At 69.0% G+C, this 23,858-nt stretch carries 18 protein-coding genes, 1 tRNA gene and 1 pseudogene; 13 read left to right on the top strand and 7 right to left on the bottom strand.

The genetic code is table 11. The features are described 5' to 3' along the window. Positions 1-127 precede the first annotated feature (127 nt). Both BW981_RS20340 and BW981_RS20345 read left to right on the top strand, forming a co-directional pair. Positions 128-1,351, top strand: coding sequence for a divergent polysaccharide deacetylase family protein (locus tag BW981_RS20340; RefSeq protein ID WP_076442540.1), 1,224 nt, complete (start codon positions 128-130; stop codon positions 1,349-1,351). Continuing rightward, positions 1,348-1,863, top strand: a complete 516-nt coding sequence (locus BW981_RS20345; RefSeq protein ID WP_076442542.1) for an RNA pyrophosphohydrolase — start codon at positions 1,348-1,350, stop codon at positions 1,861-1,863. The genes BW981_RS20340 and BW981_RS20345 overlap by 4 nt, the downstream gene beginning before the upstream one ends. A gap of 29 nt (positions 1,864-1,892) precedes the next feature. On the opposite strand, the gene BW981_RS20350 is transcribed toward BW981_RS20345, so the two are convergent. Beyond that, positions 1,893-1,969: transfer RNA gene (locus tag BW981_RS20350), tRNA-Arg, on the bottom strand. A gap of 52 nt (positions 1,970-2,021) precedes the next feature. Here BW981_RS20350 and BW981_RS20355 point away from each other — a divergent pair. Both BW981_RS20355 and BW981_RS20360 read left to right on the top strand, forming a co-directional pair. Further along, entirely contained in the window at positions 2,022-2,777 is a 756-nt protein-coding gene (locus BW981_RS20355) for a hypothetical protein (RefSeq protein WP_076442543.1), read from the top strand. A gap of 4 nt (positions 2,778-2,781) precedes the next feature. After that, a complete protein-coding gene (locus BW981_RS20360; RefSeq protein ID WP_076442544.1) occupies positions 2,782-4,266 on the top strand; it encodes a M48 family metalloprotease in 1,485 nt (494 codons plus the stop codon). A gap of 196 nt (positions 4,267-4,462) precedes the next feature. On the opposite strand, the gene BW981_RS20365 is transcribed toward BW981_RS20360, so the two are convergent. From BW981_RS20365 to BW981_RS20385, 5 genes are all read right to left on the bottom strand, one after another. Continuing rightward, positions 4,463-5,056 carry a CarD family transcriptional regulator gene (locus BW981_RS20365; protein WP_076442546.1) on the bottom strand — a complete coding sequence of 198 codons (594 nt, stop codon included), beginning with the start codon at positions 5,054-5,056 and terminating at the stop codon, positions 4,463-4,465. 386 nt (positions 5,057-5,442) lie between these two features. After that, positions 5,443-5,778 (bottom strand): ferredoxin FdxA, encoded by a 336-nt coding sequence (gene fdxA / locus BW981_RS20370; RefSeq protein WP_076442547.1) that lies wholly within the window; start codon positions 5,776-5,778, stop codon positions 5,443-5,445. Between the two features lie 169 nt (positions 5,779-5,947). Further along, positions 5,948-6,256 (bottom strand): RNA-binding S4 domain-containing protein, encoded by a 309-nt coding sequence (locus BW981_RS20375; protein WP_076442549.1) that lies wholly within the window; start codon positions 6,254-6,256, stop codon positions 5,948-5,950. Positions 6,257-6,280: 24 nt separating this feature from the next. After that, positions 6,281-9,607: a helicase-related protein gene (locus tag BW981_RS20380; protein ID WP_076442550.1), complete on the bottom strand. Its 3,327-nt coding sequence runs from the start codon at positions 9,605-9,607 to the stop codon at positions 6,281-6,283. A gap of 302 nt (positions 9,608-9,909) precedes the next feature. Next, complete coding sequence (locus BW981_RS20385) at positions 9,910-10,326, bottom strand: MerR family transcriptional regulator (protein ID WP_076442567.1); 417 nt, start codon at positions 10,324-10,326, stop codon at positions 9,910-9,912. Between the two features lie 247 nt (positions 10,327-10,573). Here BW981_RS20385 and BW981_RS20390 point away from each other — a divergent pair, with 247 nt between their 5' ends. From BW981_RS20390 to BW981_RS20405, 4 genes are read left to right on the top strand one after another with little or no spacing between them, the layout of a single operon-like run. Then, positions 10,574-12,073: an efflux transporter outer membrane subunit gene (locus BW981_RS20390; RefSeq protein WP_244560404.1), complete on the top strand. Its 1,500-nt coding sequence runs from the start codon at positions 10,574-10,576 to the stop codon at positions 12,071-12,073. After that, positions 12,070-13,509: an efflux RND transporter periplasmic adaptor subunit gene (locus tag BW981_RS20395; protein ID WP_076442553.1), complete on the top strand. Its 1,440-nt coding sequence runs from the start codon at positions 12,070-12,072 to the stop codon at positions 13,507-13,509. Before BW981_RS20390 ends, BW981_RS20395 begins: the two co-directional genes overlap by 4 nt. 13 nt (positions 13,510-13,522) lie before the next feature. Then, complete coding sequence (locus tag BW981_RS20400; protein ID WP_076442569.1) at positions 13,523-16,687, top strand: efflux RND transporter permease subunit; 3,165 nt, start codon at positions 13,523-13,525, stop codon at positions 16,685-16,687. Further along, positions 16,684-19,815, top strand: a complete 3,132-nt coding sequence (locus BW981_RS20405) for an efflux RND transporter permease subunit (protein WP_280174211.1) — start codon at positions 16,684-16,686, stop codon at positions 19,813-19,815. The genes BW981_RS20400 and BW981_RS20405 overlap by 4 nt, the downstream gene beginning before the upstream one ends. 6 nt (positions 19,816-19,821) lie before the next feature. Here the strand turns inward: BW981_RS20405 and aroQ are convergent, their stop codons facing one another. After that, entirely contained in the window at positions 19,822-20,256 is a 435-nt protein-coding gene (gene aroQ, locus BW981_RS20410; RefSeq protein WP_076442555.1) for a type II 3-dehydroquinate dehydratase, read from the bottom strand. A gap of 160 nt (positions 20,257-20,416) precedes the next feature. Between aroQ and BW981_RS20415 the strand changes: the two genes are divergently transcribed. The 5 genes and pseudogenes from BW981_RS20415 to BW981_RS20435 form a co-directional block, all read left to right on the top strand. Then, positions 20,417-21,166 (top strand): SDR family NAD(P)-dependent oxidoreductase, encoded by a 750-nt coding sequence (locus BW981_RS20415; protein ID WP_076442557.1) that lies wholly within the window; start codon positions 20,417-20,419, stop codon positions 21,164-21,166. A 128-nt stretch (positions 21,167-21,294) separates the two neighbouring features. Beyond that, entirely contained in the window at positions 21,295-22,266 is a 972-nt protein-coding gene (locus tag BW981_RS20420) for an AraC family transcriptional regulator (RefSeq protein WP_076442558.1), read from the top strand. Positions 22,267-22,541: 275 nt separating this feature from the next. Beyond that, a complete protein-coding gene (locus BW981_RS20425; RefSeq protein WP_076442573.1) occupies positions 22,542-22,859 on the top strand; it encodes an STAS domain-containing protein in 318 nt (105 codons plus the stop codon). Between the two features lies 1 nt (position 22,860). Beyond that, positions 22,861-23,223, top strand: coding sequence for a response regulator (locus BW981_RS20430; RefSeq protein WP_076442560.1), 363 nt, complete (start codon positions 22,861-22,863; stop codon positions 23,221-23,223). Next, positions 23,223-23,768 (top strand): annotated as a pseudogene (locus BW981_RS20435) (Hpt domain-containing protein); the annotation flags it as partial. The gene BW981_RS20430 and the pseudogene BW981_RS20435, both read left to right, overlap by 1 nt. Between the last annotated feature and the right edge of the window lie 90 nt (positions 23,769-23,858).

Raw genomic sequence — 23,858 nt, forward strand, 5'->3', positions numbered from 1 at the left:
GCTGCAGCGCCGGACGCGATCCGCTGTTCGCCGTCCCAAGGCTCGACGGCAGCCGCGGGAGACGACAAGACTAGCGCGCGGGCCGCTGATTCGGGTCCGCGCCACCATCTCGAGGGACGGCTGATCTTTGGCCGGAAAGCCGCTTACGGAGCTGGATAAGCCTCTCGGCCGGAACCGGCCGGGCCGCGCTGCTGCGTCCTCGCGGCCGTGGGGCCGATGGGCTGCGACCGGCGCGGCGGCTCTGGTCGGCACCGCCCTCATCGGCATCGCGCTGGTCGCCGCGATCCGCCGCGATCCGGATGGCGGCGAGCCCATCGCCGTCGCCAGCATCGAGAAGCGCGCCGCTCCGGTCGGCCCGCAGGCCGGCACGCCCATCGCCGCCGCGGAAGGAACCAGCCGCGGAGCCGCCAGCGCCGGCGATCTCGAAACAAGCGCCGGCGTGACGGTCTACCGGCCTGATGCCTCTTCGGCCCCCGGCTCGATCGTCATCACGGTTCCGGACGAGGCCGGGACGATCAAGCTCGTGCCCTCCCCGGACAGGCGCCTCGTCGAGCGCTCGCGCTACGGGCTGCTGCCCAAGACCGCTCCGGACGGAACGACCCCCGCAAAGGCCTATGCCCGCCCGCTCGGGCCGGAACCGAGCACCAAGCCGCTCGGCCGCATCGCGCTCGTCGTTGGCGGACTGGGCATCAGCCAGACCGGCACCGCCGACGCCATTGCCAAGCTGCCGCCGCAGATCTCGCTCGCCTTCGCGCCCTATGGCGCCGAGCTGGAACGCACGGTGCAGCGCGCCCGCGGCGAGGGGCACGAGGTCTTCCTGCAGCTGCCGATGGAGCCTTTCGACTACCCCGACAACGACCCGGGTCCGCACACGCTGCTCACCGGCCCCAATGCCCCCGACAATCCCGACCGGCTGGCCTGGGCGCTCGGGCGCTTCACCGGCTATGTCGGCGTGATCAATTTCCTCGGGGGCCGCCTCACTGCCGACGAGGGGGCGCTGTCGCCGATCCTTCGCGAACTGGCCGGGCGCGGCCTGATGGTCGTCGATGATGGGTCCTCCGCCCGGAGCCTGCTCGCCCCCGCCGCGACACGGGCGCAGATTCCGGCCGTGAAGGTCGATCGCACCCTGGATACGGTCGCGCAGGCCGCCGCCATCGACAAGGAACTCGCAGGGCTGGAGGCGATGGCGCAGGAGCGCGGCATCGCCGTCGGCGCCGCCACGGCCCTGCCCGTCTCGCTCGACCGCCTGTCGCGGTGGGCGCAGACGCTCGAAGCCAAGCGCATCCAGCTCGTCCCTCTCAGCGCGGCGAACAGCTTTCGTAACCCCAAGACGACCGGATCGCTACGATGACCGAGCCTGCCCCCGAGGGTTACCGTCCCTGCGTCGGACTCGCCTTGTTCAATACCGAGGGGCTGGTCTTCGTCGGCCGCCGCGCCGACAAGACCAAGCGCGAGCATGTCGCGCCGGGCCATGCCTGGCAGATGCCCCAGGGCGGCATCGACGCGGGCGAGGCGCCGCTGCAGGCGGCGTTGCGGGAGCTGCGCGAGGAAACCAGCGTCACCTCGGTCGAGCTCCTGGCCGAGGCGCCCGGCTGGCTGACCTATGATCTGCCCGTCGATATCGGCAAGGAGGCCTGGAAGGGCCGCTGGCGCGGGCAGGCCCAGCGCTGGTTCGCCTTCCGCTTCACCGGGCCGGACGACGAGATCGACATCCTGACCCCGCCGGACGGGCACAAGGCCGAGTTCGACGCCTGGCGCTGGGCCCGGCTGGACGAGACGCCAGAGCTCATCATCCCGTTCAAGCAGGGCGTCTACCGGCAGGTGGCGCGCCATTTCGCGCCCTTCGCAGCCACCGGGCGCTAAGGCAGCCGCTCCGTCAGCCAAGAGCGCCATGGCGTCCCGGAAGGGATTCGAACCCCTGACCTACGGTTTAGGAAACCGTTGCTCTATCCTGCTGAGCTACCGGGACGCACGCGACTTCGTTTAGCATAAACACGATGCCGGTGAAGCCTCTTCTTGTTATGGCCATCGCGTTCCCGCTCGCTTCCGCGCCGGGGCTGGCGGCCGGTTGCCCGGAGACGGCCGGACCGAGCGAGCCGGCGCGCCTGAGCGGTGTCGATCCGGCCGGGGACCTCCAGCTTGCGGACGGCCGCACCATCCGCCTCGTCGGGCTGGCGCCGCGACAGGACGATGCCGAGGAGGCGCGCTTTCGCGCCGCGGTCCAACCCCTGGTCGGCCGCGAGGTCGTGCTCACCGTCACCGGCGGGAAGGATCGCTGGGGGCGCTGGCCCGCACGCATCGGCCTTCCCGGCGAAGACGAGACTGCCGGCCGGGACATGGCGCTTCTGCTGCGCCGGGCCGGGGCCGCGAGGCCCCTCCCGGAAGCCTCGCAAGCCCCGTGTTCCATCGGGCCGGAGGTCGCCCCTGCCAGCGCGGTCGGAGGCGCGGCCTCGCGAGCCGGCGTTGCGAGCAGTGATGCGGTCGACGGCCACGACCTTGCGGCCGTGAAGGCGCAGGAGGGGCGCTATCTGATCATCGAGGGGCGGATCGCCTCGGTTGGCGAGCGTGCGCAGCGCACCTATCTCAACTTCTCGCGCAAGCCCGGGGAAGCGGCGGCTGTCGTGGTCTCCCGGAAGCTCTGGCGCGAATTGCAGGCCGCGGGCTGGACCGCCGCCGGCCTCGGCGGTAAACGGCTGCGAGCGCATGGCGTCCTGGGCGGCCGCGACGGCCTGCTTCTGGAAGCCACCTTGCGCGGCGCGCTGGAGCTGATCGACTGACGGCATGCTGACCTCCCGGCGAGCATCGGTGACGCGACGCGGCAGGCGGCTGGCGATTCTGGCCGTCCCCGCCCTGTTGCTCGTCGGCTGCCTCGGCGACCAGAGCGCCCTGCTGCCGCCGAATGCTGGCGACGGCGAGATCGCACCGCGCATCACGCCGGTTCAGCGAGCGGCGGATTCGGAGCATCAACGGCTTCTCGCGGCCTTCGGCGGGGAGTACCGGGCACCTCGAATCAAGGCGGTGCTCGACGATATCGTCCAGCGTCTCGCCAAGGCCGGCGACGGCCAGATGGCGGCCTTCGAGGTCACTATCCTCAACTCGCCCGTGGTGAACGCCTTCGCGCTGCCGACCGGGCGGCTCTATGTCACGCGGGGCCTGTTGGCGCTCGCCAACGATACCTCGGAGATCGCCTCGGTGATGGCCCACGAGATCGGCCACGTCACCGCGCAACACGCGGCGCAAAGGGCCGAGAAGGAGGCCGAGTCGGCGCTCGTCGGCCAGGTCGCCTCGCAGATCCTCAAGGACCCGGGCCAGGGCGCGGCGGTGCAGGCCGGCTCGAAGCTCTCTCTGGCGCGCTTCTCGCGGCAGCAGGAATTCGAGGCCGACAAGATCAGCGTCGCCAGCCTGGCGCGGGCCGGCTACGACCCCTATGGCGCGAGCCGCTTCCTGGCGACGCTCGGCCGCAGCTCCGCCTTCCGCAACAGCGGCCAGGAACAGAGCGCCGAGGCCAAGCGGCTCGACATCCTCGCCACCCATCCGCAGACGCCCGAGCGCATCGCCGCCGTCGTCGCCGCCGCCCGTCAGATCGGCGCGCCGGGCCTCGGCGAGCACGAGGCGGGCCGCTGGCTCACCGCGATCGACGGGCTGGCCTATGGCGATGATCCGCGCGATGGCGTGGTCCGCGGTCGGCGCTACCTCAACAGCGCGCTGCGCATCGCCTTCGCCGCGCCCGAGGGTTTCGGTCTCGAGGCGGCGCAGGACATGGTGATCGGCACCAGTGCCAATGGCGCCCAGGCGCTGCGCTTCGATTCCGTGACGCTGAAGCCGGACCAGACGCTGCAATCCTATGTCGCCGCCGGCTGGATCGAGGGCGTCGAGACCAAAGGCATCGAGACGACGCAGATCGGCGGGCAGCCAGCCGTGACAGCCTATGGCCGCGGCACCGACTGGATGTTCCGCCTCGCGGCGGTGCAGGTCGGCGAGCGCGTTTACCGCTTCATTCTCGCGGCCCGCGGCACGAATGATCCCGAGCGCCCGATGCGCGCGATCATCGAGAGCTTCCGCAGCCTGTCTTCGGCGGAAGCGCAGGCCGCCAAGCCGTTGCAGATCCGCATCGTCGCGGCCGCGGCTGGCGACAGCGTGGCGAGCATAGCGGAGCGCATGCCTGAGCAGGATCGCCCGGCGGAGCTCTTCAGGCTGCTGAACGGCCTCGACCGCGATGCCGGCGCCCTGACCGCCGGCCAGCGCTACAAGATCGTCGGCGAGTAGAGCCGGCCCGTTCCGAGTTATCCAGCGTTATTCTCGGGCGACCAAAGGGAGACCGGAGAATCTCCTCGGGGAAAAGCGCCAGAGCCTCGGGGCTAAGAGACGCTCGGGTCGGGCCCGGGCATGACGCCGCAACCCGACCAACAAAAAACCCGGCGGTCGCCCGCCGGGTTCTAAGACCATGCGTTCGGAAAACGGCTCAGGCCGCCTCTTCCGCGATATCGTCGTTGTCGCCCTCAAGCTCGGCCTCAGCGGCTTCGCCCTTCGCGGCGCGGCGCGGCGACTTGGCGAGCTGGCCCTCGATCTTCTTGAGGGCCTCGGTCTCGGTGACGTCGTCCACCACCGCGATCTCGCGGGTCATGCGGTCAAGCGCGGCTTCATAGAGCTGGCGCTCGGAATAGGACTGCTCGGGCTGCGCCTCGGAGCGGTAGAGATCGCGGACGACCTCGGCGATCGCGACGAGATCGCCCGAATTAATCTTCGCTTCATATTCCTGGGCGCGGCGCGACCACATGGTGCGCTTGACGCGGGCGCGGCCGGTCAGCGTGGTCAGCGCCTTGGTGACGGCCTCGGCATCGGCGAGCTTGCGCAGGCCGACGCTGGCGGCCTTGGCTGTCGGGACGCGGAGCGTCATCTTGTCCTTGGAGAAAGAGACCACGAACAGCTCGAGTTTGAAGCCCGCGACTTCCTGCTCCTCGATGGCCGTGATCTGGCCGACGCCGTGGGACGGATAGACGACGTACTCGCCCGTCTTGAAACCCTGGCGCACAGCAGCTTTCTTCACAGTGGACATGCCGTTACGACTCCTGACCGGACCGCCTCGACGGCGGCCCTGATGATCCGTCCCCGCCCGGATGGCCGGAGACTCTCCGCCTGAAGCAACGCGATAGGACGCCGCGCTTCACGCTCCCTTCAGTCGATCGTCTCATCTCCCGACGACGGCGAACGATGCAGAGCCCGGCATCTGTCTGCCGGGCGCATGGACATCATTGTCTCGTGGGACGCCCCTTTTGTAGGAACCTCGCAGGGGCATGCGGAACGAATTCGACTGGGCTTGTGTATAACACAAAAAACACGCCGAATCAAAGGTCAACGCGGCCGCGCATCCGCTGCGGCACGCTTGGCAGCGCGGTGGTTAACGCGGAACGGCCGCATCGCCCGGCCTCGGCCCGGCCCGGATCAGTCGCCCGTGCCGGGTTCCGGCGAGAGCATGGCGAGCTTGCCGGCGACGCCGTCGAACGCCTTCGCGTCGGCCGGCGCGTCCTTCTTCTGCGTGATGTTCGGCCAGCTCGAGGCGAACTTGGTATTGAGCTGGAGCCAGCTCTCCAGACCCGGCTCGGTATCGGGCTTGATCGCCTCGGCCGGGCATTCCGGCTCGCAAACGCCGCAATCGATGCACTCGTCGGGATGGATGACGAGCATGTTCTCGCCTTCATAGAAGCAGTCGACCGGGCAGACCTCGACGCAATCCATGTACTTGCACTTGATGCAGTTCTCGGTGACCACATAGGTCATGGGCCGGCCCTTCCAACGCTTCCGAACATGCTCATAAACCGCCGACTGGCGGGTGATTCAAGGCCGCATTCCCTGCCAGACGGGCAATTCGGCCGCGTCCGCAGCGGAATCGGAGACATTCCTTCCCCCCGCGCCTCGCGCCGGCGCCGGACGGACCGCAGGCGCGGATTTAGTCGTCGCCCGCCTCGCCCGCAAGCGGCGCATCGTCGCCCCCGGCATCCAGGCGCTCATAGAGAAGCCGCGCCGCCTCATAGGGCCCGCGGCGCTCGGCGAAATCCAGGATGCGCACCACCACCGTGGCATGCGGCAGGGCCAGCGTCAGCACGTCGCCGCGCTTGAGGCCCTGCGCCGGATTCTCGGCGCGCCGCCCCTCGATGCGGACATGCCCTTCCGCCACGAGGCGCACGGCGGCCGGGCGGGTCCGCGCAAAGCGCACGAACCAGAGCCATTTGTCGAGGCGTTGACGATGCTCCTGCAACCGCTCCGCACCTCCTCCAGGCGATCAGCTCTTGGGACCCTCGAGCTGCGCCTTGAGGGCGGCGAGCTTGGCGAAGGGCGAGTCCGGATCGGGCTCGCGCTGCGGCCGCGGGCGCTGCTGCGGCTGCTGGAAGCGCTCGCCTCCCCGCTCCTCGCGACGCGGCCCGCCGGGCCGGCCGTCCCGCTTGAAGTCGGGACGCGGTCCGCGGTTCCCTTCGGGGCGATTCGGGCGCGGCTGATCGTCGCGGCGGGGCTGGCTCTGCCGTTGCGCCGGCGCGCCATCCCCCGACGCGGCCGCCGGACGATTGTCCGGCCGCCCGTCGCGGCGCGGGCCGCCCGGGCGTCCTTCGCGCTGGGGCCGGTCGCCGCCCCTGCGCTCGCCCTCGCGGCGCGGGCCTTCCTGACGCGGGCCGTCGGCCCGGCCGCGCTGGCCATGCTCGGGGCGGCGCCCGCCCTGATGGCGATGCGGACGCCAGACTTCGATCAGTTCAGGCTCGGCCGGTGCCGCTTCCGTCGCAGGCGCGGGCTCGGCGGCGGGCTCCGTCATGACGGTGCCTGCTTCCGGCTCGGCCACCGCTTCTGTCGGCAGCGCCGAGAGCGCATCGGCCGGGACCGGAGTGATGGTTTCGGCGAGCTCGGCATCGGTCAGGATCGGCGCGTCGGCGCTCTCCGCGGCAGGCGCTTCGACGGCAGGAGCCGCATCGGCAGCGACCGTCCCGGCGTTCAGAGCATCAGCCGGTTCGGAAGCGGCCTGCGTCGCACCATCGGCCGCTGTCGCATCGGCGGAAATCGCATCGGCGGGACTGACCTCCTCGCCAGCCGCTTCCGCCATCACCGGCTTGGCCGGCTCGGTCGCGGCCGGGGGCGGCGCCAGCGGCACCGTGATCGCCGGGCCCGGCCGCTTGGTCGAGACATAGCCAAGCGACCGCAGGATCGAGGCGAAATCCTCGCCGGCGCAGCCGACGAGCGAGGTCATCGCACCGGTCGCGACGAAGCTGTCCTGGTCGGCGGCGCCGGCCGGCGGCACGCCCTGCGTGACGCCGGGACGGTAGGCGATGGCGGGGCGGATGAGATCGGCCAGGCGCTCGAGGATATCGACGCGCACCGCCCGCTCGCCGCAGACGCGATAGCCCGCCGCGCGGTAAAGCCCCTTCGGCACGGCCTTGTCGACCGGGAACGAGGTCCGGCCGGACGCCGCCAGATGGGCGATGTCGTCGAGGCCGGCCGTCTCCGGCCCGCCATGTTTCAGCGCCCACAGCTGGGCGGCGAGCGCGCGCGGCGCAGGCTTCAGCAGCGCCGGCATATAGATGTGGAAGGCACCGAAGCGGATGCCGAGCTGGCGAAGCGCGGCGCGCCCCTCCTGGTCGAGCGCCTTCATCTCCTCGCCGACCTTGGCCCGCTCCAGCACGCCGAGCGCCTCGGCCGCCTGGTAGGCGATGCCGCGCGCGATGCCCGTGACGCTTTCGGCAGCCTCGAGCAGTTGCAGCGAGCCGAGCAGGCGCGTGATGTGGTTCTTCAGCCAAGCATTCAGCCGGGTCTCGACCTGCTCGCGCGCTGGGCCGGTCAGATGCTCCTCGACCAGCAGGCGCAGGCGCGGCTCCAGCACCTTCTCGCCGGCGACGAGGCGCGCCACCGGCTCGCCCGTCCAGCGCAGCAGCCCGTCATGGGCGAGGATGAAGGCATCGTCGCCCGCCAGCACGACGCGCGCGGCCCGCGATTCGATCTCGGAACCCAGCGCCTTCATCGCCGCGAGGTTGAGGGCCTTGACCTCCGGCCCCCCCGCTTTCGGGTCCGCCGTGAAGCGGAAGCCCTGCAGCATCCCCACATGCTGGCCCTCGACGAGCACGTCGCCCGTCGCAGTGACCTCAGCCTCCAACATCGCATTCTCCCGCAAGCGGCGCATCAGGACACTGGTGCGCCGATCGACAAATCGGCTGGCGATCCGCTCGTGCAGAGCGTCCGACAGCTTGTCCTCTACAAGACGCGCCATCCCCTGCCAATGCTCGGGATCAGGCAACCAGTCAGGTCGGTTCGCGACGAAGGTCCAGGTGCGGACCTGCGCGATGCGCGCAGAGAGCGTGTCGATCTCGCCGTCGGTCCGGTCCAGCGAGGCGAGTTGGGCCGCATACCAGTCGGGATCGAGCCGTCCATGCCGCATCAGCCGCAGATAGAGCGTGGTCGCCAGATCGGCATGCTGCATCGGCGAGATCTTGCGATAGTCCGGCAGCGCGCAAATCTCCCAGAGCCGCTCGACCGCCGGGCGCCCCCTGGCGAGGGCTGCGACATCCGGGTCCTTGGCGAGGATTTCCAGCGTCGCCATGTCCTCTGCGATCAGAGCCCGCGTCAGCCCCTGCTCGGTCGGCTGGAGGTTCAGCGTGTCGAGCAGGCCGGGGATAGAGCGCAGATCGAGATCGGAGTTGCGCCATTGCATCTGGCGGATGGGCTCGAAGCGATGCGTCTCGATCGCCTCGACCAGCTCGGCGTCGAAGGGCGGGCAGCGCCCGCTGGTGCCGAAGGTACCGTCGCGCAGATGCCGGCCCGCGCGCCCCGCAATCTGGCCGAACTCCGCCGGGTGGAGCCTGCGGTAGTGATGCCCGTCGAACTTCTTGTCTGCGGCGAAGGCGATGTGGTCGACATCGAGATTGAGCCCCATCCCGATCGCGTCGGTGGCGACGAGATAATCGACGTCGCCGGACTGGTAGATCTCGACCTGGGCGTTGCGGGTTCGCGGCGAGAGCGCGCCCAGCACCACAGCCGCCCCGCCCTTCTGCCGGCGGATCAGCTCGGCGATGGCGTAGACCTCCTCGACCGAGAAGGCGACGATGGCCGAGCGCGGCGGCAACCGCGTGATCTTGCGATCGCCGGCAAACATCAGGTTCGACAGCCTGGGGCGGCTGACGACGTTGACGCCAGGGATGAGCTGCTCGACCAGCGGGCGCATCGTGCCGGCGCCGATCAGCATCGTCTCGGCCCGGCCGCGCCGGTTCAGGAGACGGTCGGTGAAGACGTGTCCCCGGTCGAGGTCGGCGGCGAGCTGGATTTCGTCGATCGCGACGAAATCGACCGCGAGGTCGCGCGGCATCGCCTCGACCGTGCAGACCCAGAAGCGCGGCCGTTCCGGCTTGATCTTCTCCTCGCCGGTGACGAGGGCGACCGCCTCCGGCCCGACCTTCTCGACCACGCGCTGGTAGACCTCGCGCGCCAAAAGCCTCAGCGGCAGGCCGATCATGCCGGTGGGATGGGCGACCATGCGCTCGATGGCGAGGTGGGTCTTGCCGGTATTTGTCGGGCCGAGCACCGCGGTGACGCCGTTGGCGCGGGCGGAGGGAGGCAGGGAGCGGAAGAGCTGCAAGACGAAGGCCGATCATGTCGCCCGTCCGGCCGGCGCCGAAGCGCCTGAACCGGGCAGGCCTGGAATGGACATCAGGCTGGGCCTGGATTCAAGAACGGGCCCTGAACGAAGCAAGGCCGAATCGCTGACTCGCAGGGAATCGGGATTTGTTCTCCTGGCGGAACAAGCAGCCCGTCGCTGGCAGCAATCCCGGCATCATCCGCCCTCCCGCGCAGGCCTAACGCGGCGGCCGAGGCCGCCTCGCCTGCTTTCTATCTAAGCCTTCCCGTCATGGAAACGAGTCCGCTGGCTGCCTTTTGGCCTCAATGATGCGCGTGGCTGCACTGGCGATGATCGGCCAGCGCCTCGATGATCGCGCAGTCGCAGGCCGCGACGCCGCCGGAGCAGGTGGTCGCGATGCGCTCCAGCTCCGCCTCCAGCGAACGCAGCCGGGCGATCTTGTCGCGGACCTCGCCGAGATGCGCGACCGAGATCGCATGCGCCTCGTCACAGGCCATGCCAGGCGTGTCGGAGAGCTTCAGCAGGGTGCGGACCGCCTCGACCGCAAAGCCGAGATCGCGCGCATGCTTGATGAAGGCGAGCCGTTCGGCATGACGCCGGCCATAGCGGCGCTGGTTGCCTTCCGAACGCTCCGGCGGCGGCAGCAGCCCGATCTGCTCGTAATAGCGGATCGTCTCGACCTTCACGCCGGTCCGCTCGGCCAGCGCGCCGATCGGCATGACCCGTTCCAGTTTGTCGATGCTCGTCACGGCCTGCTCCTCTCGCCCCGACGCGGCGAGGCCTGCCGAAAATCGTGCGCCAGCGCCGCTTCCGCAACTGGGGAGCATCGCCGCAGATCCGGCTCGTTCCATGCGCGCAGGGCCTTCACCCGATCCGACAAACATTAAGACAAATTCACTTTCTCTCCCCTGCCGTCCATTCTAGAAGCGGGCTCGGCCGCGCATTCCGCGTTTCCAGGGACCGAGGGTGGAGACGGGCGGAATGGTGCCGGGCGAGCTGCGTGATCCTGCCCGACCCGGAGCGCGCACCTCTTTCCTTCGCCTTTTCTCGGCCGTGGCGGTCGCGCTCGGCCTGAGCGCCTGCCTGCCGGCGGACCAGCGCCCCGATCTCGGCGTTGCCGTCACCCCCGGTTTCGCTGCAGGCGACAAGCGCTCCGCAGCCTCCGTCTCGCCGGACTGGCCGCGCCTGTTCCGCTCGGCGGAGCTGAACCGCCTCGTCCAACGGACCAGCGGGCAGAATTTCGACATCGCGATCGCGCTCACCCGCATCCGGCAGGCCGACGCCCAGTCGCGCATCTCATCGGCATCGCTCTATCCGACGCTGAGCGGCAGCGGCGATGCCTCCCGCAGCCTGCGGCCGGGAACGTTGAGCTCCAAGCGCGGCCCCTTCGGCGACAGCGTCGGCAACAGCTTCAGCCTCGGCCTGTCGGCGAGTTACGAGCTTGATTTCTGGGGCAAGAACCGCGCCGCGGCCGATGCCGGACGGCTGGCCGCGGAAGCGACGCGCTTCGACAAGGAGGTCGTTGCGCTGACGGCGGTCTCCAATGTCGTCACCAGCTATTTCCAGGTGCTGGCGTCCCAGGACCGCCTGCGCATCGCCAACGACAACATCGCGGCGGCGGAGCGGGTGCTGAAGGTGATCCGCGCCCGCCTCGATGTCGGCACGGCGACGCAGCTCGACGTCGCCCAGCAGGAGAGCGTGCTGGCCCAGCAGCGCGCGAGCATCCCTCCGCTCCAGCTCGCCTTGCGGCAGGCGAAGGTGACGCTCGCCGTCCTCGTCGGCGAGGCCCCGGCGGCCGTCTCGATCAAGGGCGGCAGCCTGAATGCCGTCGCGGTGCCGGCCGTGCGCCCCGGCCTGCCCTCGCAGCTTCTCCAGCGCCGGCCCGACATCGCCGAGGCCGAGACGCGGCTGACCGCGCAGGAGGCGACGCTCTACGCTGCCCGGGCCGCGCTCTTCCCCAGCATCACGCTGACCGGCCAGGGCGGGCTCGAAAGCGCCGTGCTGAAGAACCTGCTGCGCCCCGACGCCGCCTTTGCGCAGGCCGCCTCCGGCCTCGTCCAGCCGATCCTCGACGGCGGACGCCTGCGCGCCCAGGTCGAGCTGGAGCGCGGCACGGCCGACGAGTTGATCGCGACCTATCGCAAGACGATCGTCAGCGCCTTCGCCGATGTCGAGAACGCGCTGATTGCGATCCAGGAGAACAGCCGCCATGAACGGCTGCAGGCGGAGGTCGTCGCCTCGGCGCGGCGCGCCTACGCCATCACCGAGCAGCGCCTGCGGGAGGGCACGATCGACATCGTCACCCTGCTCAACACCCAGCAGACGCTGTTCCAGGCGCAGGACCAGCTCTCGCAGGTCCGGTTGCAGAAGCTCACCGCCTATGTCGAGCTGTTCAAGGCGCTGGGCGGCGGCTGGAACGAGGCGAGCCGGCAGGCGGCGATCCTCGATACGGAAGCGGCCCGATGAAGCGGCTCCTCATCCTTCTCATCGTCGCCGGTGCCGCCGCCTGGGGCTGGCACAGCTACAATGGCGGCTGGTGGCCCGGTGGCGGCGAGGGCGTCTCCGGCGCGCAGCAGGGCCAGGGCCGCGGCGGGCGCCGTGCCCGCTTCGGCGGCGAAGGGCCGACCCCCGTGATCGCGACGCCGGCCCGCTTCGCCGACGTCCCCGTCACCGCCGATGCGGTCGGCACCATCCAGGCCCTGAATTCGGTCGTGGTCCGCAGCCAGGTCGACGGGCGCCTGCTGGAGATCGCCTTCAAGGACGGGCAGGACGTGAAGAAGGGCGACATCCTCGCCCGGATCGATCCCGCGACCTATCAGGCCCAATACGACCAGACCGTCGCCAAGAAGGCGCAGGACGAGGCGCAGCTCGCCAATGCCCGCGCCGACCTGGAGCGCTACGCCAGGCTCGCCCAGACCGACTACGGCTCGCGCCAGCAGGCCGACACCCAGCGGGCCACGGTGGCGCAGCTCGAGGCGCAGGTCCGCTCCGACCAGGCCTCGATCGACAACGCCAAGGCGATCCTCGACTACACCACGATCAGCGCGCCGATGGACGGGCGCCTTGGCATCCGGCAGGTCGACCAGGGCAACATCGTCCGTGCCTCGGACTCCAACGGGCTCGTGGTCATCACCCAGCTGAGGCCCATCGCGCTGGTCTTCAACCTGCCGCAACAGCAGTTGCGGGCCGTGAGCGCATCGGTGGCGCGCGGCCCGGTCGAGGTCGATGCGCTCGATTCCGACGGCACCACCATCATCGACAGGGGCGTCGTCGAGGTGATCGACAACGTCGTCGACCAGACCACGGGGACGATCAAGGTCAAGGCCCGCTTCCCGAACGAGCGGCTGCAGCTTTGGCCCGGGCAGTTCGTCAATGTGCGCGTTTTCGTCGACGTGCTGAAGCAGGCGGTCGTGGCGCCGACCGCCGCGATCCAGCGTGGCCCGAACGGCGCCTATGTCTTCGTCGTCAACGACGACGAGACGGTGCGGCAGGTCACCGTCACGGTCGGCCAGCAGGACGAGATGACGGCGGTGATCACCTCCGGCGTGAAGCCGCCGGAGAAGCTGGTGACGACCGGATTTGCCCGCCTGACCGACAAGGCCCGGGTCAAGGTGACGACGCCGGAGGAGGCCGCCCAGCCTCCGGCCGCCGCGCCCGGCCGCCGCGGCACGCGCGAGCCGGGACAGGGCGGGCGCCGTCCGCGCGATCCCGCTACGGGCGATGCCGGCGGTGCGGGCTCTGCGGCCCCGGCGCCCGATGCGCCGGCCGGCCAAAATGCAGCCCCCGGCCAGAACCGGCCGCAGCGGGATGGCCAGGGCAGCGGAGCGGGCGGGCGGCGCGGCAATCAAGACGCTTCCCCCGCCGCGGGTTCCGAAGCACAAAGGCCGCAAGCACAGCCATGACAAGGCAGCCGCGATGAGCGTGTCCGCGCCCTTCATCAGCCGGCCGGTCGCGACCTCGCTGCTCGGGATCGCGGTGCTGCTCTGCGGCATCCTGGGCTATTGGCGGCTGCCGGTTTCGGCCTTGCCGCAGGTCGATTTCCCGACGATCCAGATCACGACGCAGCTTCCCGGTGCCAATCCCGAGACCATCGCCTCGCTGGTGACGGCGCCGCTGGAGCGGCAATTCGGGCAGATCCCGTCGCTCTCGACGATGTATTCGCAGAGCTCCTTCGGGCTCAGCCAGGTCACCCTGCAATTCGAACTCGACCGCGACATCGATGCCGCCGCGCAGGACGTGCAGTCGGCGATCAACGCCGCCGGTTCCACCTTGCCGCGGACGCTGCCCTATCCGCCGACCTATGCGAAGATCAACCCGGCCGACGCGCCGATCATGGTGCTCGCGCTGACGTCGGACACCGTCGGGCTGCGCCAGCTCAGCGACCTCGCCGACACGCTGCTCTCGCCGCGTCTGTCCGAGGTGTCAGGCGTCGGCCATGTCTCGATCGAAGGCGGCGTCCGGCCCGCCATCCGCATCCAGGCCGATCTTGCGCGCCTGGCCGCCTATGGGCTCGGCATGGAGGATTTGCGCACCGCCATCGTCAACGCGAACGTCGCCGGCGCCAAGGGCGCGCTCGACGGCAACCATCAGGCCTACACCATCTCCGCCAACGACCAGATCGGCAGCGCCGACGCGTATCGCGACATCGTCGTCGCCTATCGCAGCGGGGCCCCCGTCTTCCTGCGCGATGTCGCGGTGGTGCTGGCGGATCTGGAGAACAGCCGCGTCGGCGCCTGGTACAAGGGCAAGACCGCCGTGGTGCTCGACGTGATGCGCCAGCCCGGCGCCAACATCGTCACCACCGTCGAGCGGGTGAAGCAGGAGATCCCGCAGCTGCGCAACGGCATTCCGGCCGGCGTCGAGATCCAGGTGGTGAGCGACCGCACTGAGACGATCCGCGCCTCGATCGCCGACGTGCAGTTCACCCTCGTCCTGTCCTGCGGGCTGGTCGTGCTCGTCGTGCTGCTCTTCCTGCGCACGGTGCGCGCCACCATCATCGCCGGCGTGGCGCTGCCGCTCTCGCTGATCGCCACCTTCGCGGTGATGTGGCTGGCGGGCTTCAGCCTCGACAATCTCTCGCTGATGGCGCTGACCATCGGCACCGGCTTCGTCGTCGACGATGCGATCGTGATGATCGAGAACATCGTCCGCAACATCGAGCAGGGCAAGAAGCCGCTGCAGGCAGCCTTCGACGGCGCCCGCGAGATCGGCTTCACCGTGATCTCGCTCACCGTCTCGCTGATCGCGGTCTTCATCCCGTTGCTGTTCATGACCGGCCTCGTCGGCCGCATGTTCCGCGAATTCGCGCTGACGCTGACCATCGCCGTCGTCGTCTCGGCGATCGTCTCTCTGACGCTGACACCGATGATGTGCGCCCGGCTGCTGCGCCATCATTCGGGCGAGCGCGAGAACTGGCTGATGCGCGCCGCCGAATGGCCGATCGCTGCGATGGCGCGGATTTACGAAGTCACGCTGGGCTGGGCGCTGAAGGCGCGCGGGCTCGTCCTTCTGGCCAGCGTCGTCACCTTCGCGCTGACGATCTGGATGTATGTCGGCATCCCCAAGGGCTTCCTGCCGAGCCAGGACACCGGCCTGCTCAACGTCGTGCTCGAATCCTCGCCCGATGTTTCCTTCACCGAAATGAAGCGGCTGCAGGACAAGGTGGCGGAGGCATTCGAGCGCGACAGCGACGTCACCGGCGTCGTCTCGGTCCTCGGCATCGGCCAGGCCAACGCCACGTTGAACACCGCCCGCCTCACCGTGACGCTGCGGCCCAAGGACGAGCGGCGCGACGATGCCGTCACCATCGCCGAGCGGCTGCGCGCGCTCGCGGTGACGATCCCCGGCGTCAGCGCCTATGTCCAGCCGGTCCAGGACATCCAGATCACCACCCGCGCCAGCCGCTCGCAGTACCAGTACACCCTGACCGGAGCCGACCAGGACGCCGTGATGGAATGGGCCGGCAGGCTCACCGCGGCGTTGCGGCGCGAGGCGCTCGTCCGCAACGTGGCCAATGAATCCCAGGGCGGCGGGCTTCGCGCCCATGTCGAGATCGACCGCGCCAAGGCGGGTCGCCTCGGCGTCTCGATCCAGGCCGTCGACGACACCCTGAACGATGCCTTCGGCCAGCGCCAGATCGCGACGATCTACGAGCAATCGAACCAGTACCGCGTCATTCTGGAGGCTGCGCCGCAATACCTGCGTGACCCTTCCTCGCTAGCCAAGCTGTACGTCACCGGCAACACCAACACGCAGGGGCAGACCAACAGCGCTGGCAACACCACGGTGACGCAGAACAGCGTGCAGGTGCCGCTTTCCTCCTTCACCCGCCTGATCCGCGAAACCGCGCCGCTCTCGATCGCCCATCAGGAACAGTTCCCGGCTGCGACCGTCTCCTTCGACCTCGCCCCCGGAGAGGCGCTGGGCGATGCCGTGACGATGATGGCCGCCGTCGAGCGCGAGATCGGCATGCCGAGCACGATCTCCGGTTCCTTCAGCGCCGACGCGGCCGAGTTCAACCGCTCCCTCGCCAACCAGCCCTGGCTGATCCTGGCGGCCGTGGTGACGATCTACCTGGTGCTCGGCATCCTCTATGAGAGCTATATCCACCCCTTCACGATCCTGACGACGCTCCCCTCCGCTGGCGTCGGCGCCCTCCTCGCCTTGATCGTGACCGGGCGGGAGCTCTCGATCGTGGCGCTGATCGGCATCATCCTGCTGATGGGCATCGTCAAGAAGAACGCGATCATGATGATCGACTTTGCCCTCGACGCGGAACGCAACGAGGGGCTCTCGCCGGAAGCGGCGATCGTCAAGGCCTGCCGGCTCCGCTTCCGGCCGATCATGATGACGACGCTGGCCGCGCTGCTCGGCGCGCTGCCGCTGGCGCTCGCGACCGGCACGGGCAGCGAACTGCGCCAGCCGCTCGGCATCACCATCATCGGCGGCCTGCTGCTCAGCCAGCTGCTGACGCTCTACACCACGCCCGTGATCTACCTCGCGCTCGAGAACCTGCGCCGGCGCATGGGCGGTGGCCGCGACGGCGTCGTGCCCTATCCGGGGCCGGAGGCGGCCGAGTGAGCGCGGCAGGCAGCGGCGACGAGGACCGGGTCGGCAAGGCCGCCCGCGGCCTCTCGGACGCCTTCATCCTGCGCCCGGTCGGCACGACGCTGATGGCGATCGGCCTCTTCCTCGTCGGCATGGTCGCCTATTGGTTCCTGCCGGTGGCGAGCCTGCCGAGCGTCGATTTCCCGACCATCCGCGTGTTCGCCAGCCGCCCCGGCGCCGACCCGGCGACCATGGCCGGCAGCGTCGCCGCTCCGCTCGAACGCCGGCTCGGCTCGATTCCCGGCGTCACCGAGATCACCTCGACGAGTTCGCTCGGCTCGACCTCCATCGTGCTGCAGTTCGACCTGACGCGGAACACCGATAGCGCCGCCCGCGACGTCCAGGCGGCGCTGAACGCCGCCGCGACCGATCTGCCGGGCGACCTGCCGACGCTGCCGCAATTCCGCAAGGCGAACCCCAACGCCGCGCCGATCCTGATCCTGGCGCTAACCTCGGACACGATGACGCCGAGCGCGATGTACGACGCCGCCGACACCCTCATCGCCCAGCGCATCTCGCAGGTCGAAGGCATTGGCGAGGTCACGGTGAACGGCGCCGAGCAGCCGGCGATCCGCGTGCGTCTCGATCCGGCCAGGCTCGCCGCGATGGGCCTGAGCCTCGACACGATCCGCACCGCCATCGTCAACGCCAACACGGTCTCGGCCGTCGGCTCCTTCGACGGCGGGCGCCTGAGCGAGACCCTCTCGGCCAACAACCAGATCCGCGAGGCGGAGGACTACGGCAACATCGTCGTGCGCTCGGCCAAGGGCACGGTGGTGCGCCTCGCCGATGTCGCCACCGTCGAGCGCGGCGTCCGCAACAGCCGCGCCGCCGGCTGGTACAACGGCAAGCCGGCGATCCTCATCACCATGACCAAGCAGGCCGACGCCAACGTCATCGATACGGTCGACCGGGTAAAGGCGCTCCTGCCGGAAATCCAGAAATGGGCGCCGGCCGGCATCCAGTTCTCGATCATGTCGGATCGCACCGTGACGATCCGCGCCTCGATCGCCGACATCCAGCACACGCTGATGATCTCGATCGTCCTCGTGATGCTCGTCGTCTTCGTCTTCCTGCGCCGCGCGACGCTGACCATGGCAGCCGGCGTCACCGTGCCGCTCTCGATCGCCGGCACCTTCGCGGCGATGTGGCTCGCCGGCTTCACCCTCGACAATCTCTCGCTGATGGCGGTGACGATCTCGGTCGGCTTCGTCGTCGACGACGCCATCGTGATGATCGAGAACATCGAGCGCAACATCGCGCGCGGCCTCTCGCCCTTGCGCGCGGCCCTGCTCGGCGCCGGGCAGATCGGCTTCACCGTCGTCTCGATCTCGCTGTCGCTGATCGCGGCCTTCATTCCGCTGTTCTTCATGGAGGGCGTGGCGGGACGGTTCTTCCGCGAATTCACCCTGACGCTGACCTTCGCGATCCTGGTCTCGACGGCGGTCTCGCTCACCGTCACGCCGATGATCTGCGCGCATTACCTGAAGGGCGGGCCGCATCGCGAGACCTGGCTGGACCGCGCGGTCGAGCGCGTGCTCTCGGCGATGAGCGGCTTCTACGCCCGGACGCTGCGGATTGCGCTGCGCCACAACTGGGCGATGCTGATCCTGATGCTGGCGACGCTGGCCCTGACGGTCCAGATGTTCCGCGCCGCGCCGAAGGGCTATTTCCCGCAGGACGACACCGGGCTGATCATCGGCTTCACCCAGGCTTCGACCGACGTCTCCTTCCCGGCAATGATGCAGCTTCAGCAGCAGGGCGCCGCGATCGTCTCCTCCGACCCCGCGGTGCTCGGCGTCGCCTCCTTCATCGGTGGCGGCGGCTCGGTGAACACGGGCCGCTTCTTCGTGAGCCTGAAACCGCTGGCGGAGCGCAGCGTCTCCTCCGCGCAGGTCGTCCAGCGCCTGCGTGGACGGCTCGGCTCGATCCCCGGCCTGCGCATCTTCCTCACCCCGATCCAGGACGTGCGCGCCGGTGGCCGGCAGAGCCGCTCCCAGTACCAGTTCACCTTGTGGGACCCGAACCTGCCCGAGCTGGAGGAATGGGTGCCCAAGGTCCTGGCGAAGCTGCGCACCCTGCCGGAGCTGGTCGACGTCTCCACCGACCGCGAGCAGGGCGGCCTGCAGGCCAATGTCGTGATCGACCGCAACAGGGCATCCCAGCTCGGCGTCGCGATCCAGGCGATCGACAACGTCCTTTCCGACGCCTTCAGCCAGCGCCAGATCTCGACCATCTACGGCGCGCGCAACCAGTACCGCGTGGTGCTGGAGGTGGCGCCCTCGCGCAGCCGCGATCCGGGCGACATCCTCGATCTTTACGTGCCCGGCCGCAACGGTGCGCAGGTGCCGATGCGCAGCGTGGTGAAGGTCGAGCGCGGCACGGCGCCACTCGTGATCAACCACCAGGGCCAGTTCCCGGCGGTGACCATCACCTACGATCTCGCGGCCGGCATCGGCATCCAGGAGGCGAGCAACGCGGTCGTCGCGGCGGTGGAGGGGCTGCACATGCCGGCCTCGCTCAGGGCCGAGTTCGCCGGGGACGCCAAGGCGTTCACGCAAGGAGCGGGCGGACAGGGGGTGATGATCCTGATCGCGATCCTCGCCGTCTACATCATCCTGGGCGTGCTCTACGAGAGCCTGATCCACCCGGTGACGATCATCTCGACCCTGCCCTCGGCGGGGCTGGGCGCGCTGATCGCCCTGCGCGTCGCGGGCGCCGACCTCACCATCATCGCCTTCATCGGCATCATCCTGCTGATCGGCATCGTCAAGAAGAACGGCATCATGATGGTGGACTTCGCCATCGGCGCCGAACGCCAGCGCGGCCTCCCACCAAGCGAGGCGATCTTCGAGGCCTGCCTGGAGCGCTTCCGGCCGATCCTGATGACGACGCTGTCGGCGATGCTCGGCGCCATCCCGCTGATGATCGCGACGGGCCCTGGTGCGGAGCTGCGCCGTCCGCTCGGCATCACCATCGTCGGCGGGCTGATCCTGAGCCAGATCCTGACGCTCTACACCACGCCGCTGATCTATCTCTGGATGAGCAAGCTGAAGCGAGGTCCGCGGACCGAGCCGGCGCTGACCGCCCCGGCGGAGTGATCGCTCTCAGCGCGTCATCTCGGCCATCGCCCGCAGCGCCAGCCGGTAGCCATAGGCGCCGAAGCCGGCCATGACGGCGGTCGCGGTCTTCGAGACCAGCGAGTTGTGATAGATCGCCTCGCGCTGGTGGACATTGGAAATGTGCAGCTCGATCTTCGGCTTGTCGAACGTCTTCAGCGCATCGAGGATCGCGATCGAGGTGAAGGTGTAGGCGGCCGGGTTGATGATGATCCCCGCGGCTTGAAGCCGCGCGGCATGGATCGCCTCGATGATCTCGCCCTCGAAATTCGACTGGCGGAAATCGACGGCGAGGCCGAGTTCCGACGCGTCCGCCTCGCACCAGCCCTTGATCTCTTCGAGCGTGATCGTGCCGTAGATCGCCGGCTCGCGCTGGCCGAGCAGGTTCAGGTTCGGCCCGTTCAGGATGAAGATCGTGCGCATCGTGGCTTTCGACGGTCGGCGGGAGCAGGACGATAGGCCGGGAACGGGCACCGCGTGAAGAGCTGCGGGCGCCTGCGGCCTGCGCGCGGATCGGCATGGCTTTCGCGACGGTCCCGGCTAACCTTCGCGGAACAGCAACGCAGCGCCAGGAAACGATTCGATGAGCAGGGATTTCGAGGGCAAGCGGGTCATCGTGATGGGCGGCAGTCGCGGCATCGGTCGCTCGATCGCGCTCGGCTTCGCCGCCGCAGGCGCCTCGGTCTCGATCTGTGCCCGCGGCGCAGGCCCGCTGGAGGCGACGCGCCGTGAGATCGAGGCAAAAGGGGTCAAGGCCCATGCCGCAAGCGTCGATCTCGCCAAGGCCGACGAGATAGCGGCCTATGTCCCGGCCGCCGTCGCGGCGCTGGGCGGGCTCGACGTCCTGGTCAACAACGCCTCGGGATTCGGTTCGAGCGACGACGAGAAGGGCTGGGCCGCCTCGCTCGACATCGACATGATGGCGGTGGTGCGCGGCAGCCATGCCGCGATCCCCCATATGAAGCCGGGCTCCTCCATCGTGAACATCTCCTCGATCTCGGCCATGCGCGCCTCGGCCCGCTCGGCCCCCTACGGCGCGATCAAGGCGGCGGTGATCCACTACACCGCGAGCCAGGGGAAGATGCTGGCGCGGCAGGGCATCCGTGTGAACTGCGTCGCGCCGGGCTCGATCGAGTTCCTCGGTGGAAGCTGGGAGGACCGCAGGACCTCCAATCCCGAACTCTACCAGTCGACGCTGGCCAGCATTCCCTTCGGACGCATGGGCAGACCGGAGGAAATCGCCGAGGTGGTGCTGTTCCTGGCCTCCGACAAGGCGAGCTGGGTCACCGCCCAGACCATCGTCGCCGATGGCGGGCAGCTCGTCGGCCCCTGACCGAAGGACCGGGTGGACCGGCTATGGTCTCGGTTGACGGAACTCTTCGATCCTGCACGACTTGAACCATCGTCGCGGAGTCTCCTGGGGGCATCGATGGCGGACATGGACCTCGGAATGGCAGGCCGATGAACATCATCGACGCCATGATGGTGAATCTCAGCCTCGAGCCGTACGATGCCGGGCCATTCCGCCGGTTCGTCGAAGCTGGGCTGAACTGCCTTTGCGAGCTGCCCCAGCGCCTCGACAATCCTCGCTTCGAGGCTGCGCTCGTCGGAACGGACGGCGCCAAAGTCGTGTTCGTGCGGGCCGCGGCGCCGTTCGAAATCAGCTGGAGCGAGCAGGACGACACGCTGTTCTGCGGCCTCGTCGTCTCGGGGGGGATCGAATTCTCCGTCTCCGACACCGTCATCTGTCGCCGCGGCCAGGCTGTGGCCGTCGGCACCGCCTCTCCTTGGCGCGCCTCCATCAGGCCTGGGACCCATTTCTGTGCCCTTCTCTTTCCCAGAGGGGCCGCAAACCGGCTGCTCGAGCGCCTGAGCGGCCGCCCCCCTGCCGAGCCCCTCGAACTGGCGGCTCCGTTTCCGACCACCACGCCTCTCGGCCGGATGCTGGCAGCGCTGATCACCGCCGCCGTCGCGGGGGCTGGCGAGGACGGGCCGCTCGGGCGCTCGCCCCATACGGGTGAAGCCCTGGAGGAGGCGATGCTCGCCCTGCTGCTGGAAAATCTCCCGCACAACCATGCCGGAAGGATCATGCGGCAGCGCAGCGAAGCGGCGCCCTGGGCAATACGCAAGGCGATCGAGTTCATCACCGCCCATGCCCGCCGCGACATCAGCGTCGGCGAGGTCGCGGCGGCGGCCGGCACGAGCCTGCGGGCCCTGCAGCAGAACTTCCAGCGCAGCCTCAAGCTCTCGCCGCAGGACTACATCAAGACGGTGCGGCTCCAGGGCGTGCACCGCGAGTTGCTCGATCCCGCCTCGGCGCGCTCGATCGAGGAGATCGCGGCCGACTGGGGCTTCGTCAATCGCGGCCACTTCGCGAGGCAATACCGCAAGACCTTTGGCCGACTTCCTTCACAGACACGCCGGTCTCGATGACTTTGCGTCAGGCGCCATTTGACTCAAGTCAATCGCGACGAATGGCGCCTGAGATGCGCCCGAAAATCCCGGTTCCGCGGTGCCGGAGCGATATTGGTTGTTATGGTTAATCAAGTGTAACTCGGTATTTCGTCGGCGACTCCCGGCGCGCATCTTCGACTCCACCGACGAATAAGCACCAACAAACCCTTAATCCGCCTTCCGATGTCGTTAACCCTCTCGCAAGCGTGAACTTCAAGGATCGATTCACCAGCCATTCCTGGAGCATCGATCCGATGGGCGAGCCTAAAACACATCCAACCGAAGCAGCGGCGCTGGTGCTCCCGCAGGATTGCACCGTCAGGACCATTGCGGCGCTGGCCGGCACGGCCCGCGAAGCCTTCGCAGCGGGTGCGGGCCTCGCGCTCGACGGGTCCCTCGTCGAGAACGCGGACATCACCCTCGTCCAGCTCGTCGTCAGCGCGCAGCGCAGCTTCGAAGCGCTGTCCGTCCCCTTCGCGCTGGTCGACCCTTCCCCCGCCGTCCTGTCCGCCTTTTCCCGCGCCGGCGTGGCCGCGCCGCAGACGGCATCCCTTCCTTCCGGAGCGCATTGATATGGCGAATATCTTGACGGTGGATGATTCCCCGAGTGTCCGGCAGATGATCAAGCTGGTTCTTGGTCCTGCGGGTCATCAGGTTTCGGAGGCTGCGGACGGGTCGGAGGGGTTGGGCAAGGCGAAGGGCCAGCGCTACGACCTCGTGATCACGGACCTCAACATGCCGGTGATGAACGGGCTGGAGATGATCCGCGGGATGCGGGCGCTGCCGAGCTTCACCGGGGTTCCGATCGTGTTCCTCACCACGGAGTCGGACGAGGCGGTGAAGCAGGAGGCCAAGGCCGCCGGAGCGACGGGCTGGATCACCAAGCCGTTCAAGCCCGAGCAACTGCTCGCCGTCGTCGCCAAGCTGGTGCGCTGATGATGGACCTCGATCCCACAGAGATCTTCCGCCAGGAAGCCGCCGAGCTGCTCGAGACGCTGGAGACCGTGCTGCTCGATCTGGGGCAGCGCCCCGGCGACGGCGACCTGGTCGATGCCGCGTTCCGGGCGCTGCACACCATCAAGGGCTCGGGCGCGATGTTCGGCTTCGACCGCGTCGCCGCCTTCACCCATGATTTCGAGACCGCCTTCGACCTCATCCGCAAGGGCCGGATCGTCGCCGACCACGAGATCGTCACCGTCTCGCTCTCGGCCAAGGACTTTATCCGCACGCTGATCGAGGACCCGGACTCCACCGACGCGATCATCGGCGAGGCCATCGTCGCCGAGCTGCACCGGCTGGTCTCCGGGCTGGGCTCGGGTTCGGGCCCAGCCGAAGCCGCCGCGCCGGCCGAGGCCGCCGAGGCGCAGGCCGCCACGGCCCAGGCTCCCGCGGCGGAGGAGGCCGGCTGGGCGGTCGGGATCGCCTTCAACCCCGACATCCTGCGCAACGGCACCAACCCGCTCGGCCTGCTCGACGAGCTGGACACCCGCAAGAACCCTCCGATTTCTGGCGCTCTGATGGGTTCGGTGCAATGTCTGCCTGATGATCGGCTTCGGGCTGCCTGAGGGCCG

The sequence above is a fragment of the Allobosea sp. TND4EK4 genome (genome assembly GCF_900156025.1).
GTDB lineage: Bacteria > Pseudomonadota > Alphaproteobacteria > Rhizobiales > Beijerinckiaceae > Allobosea.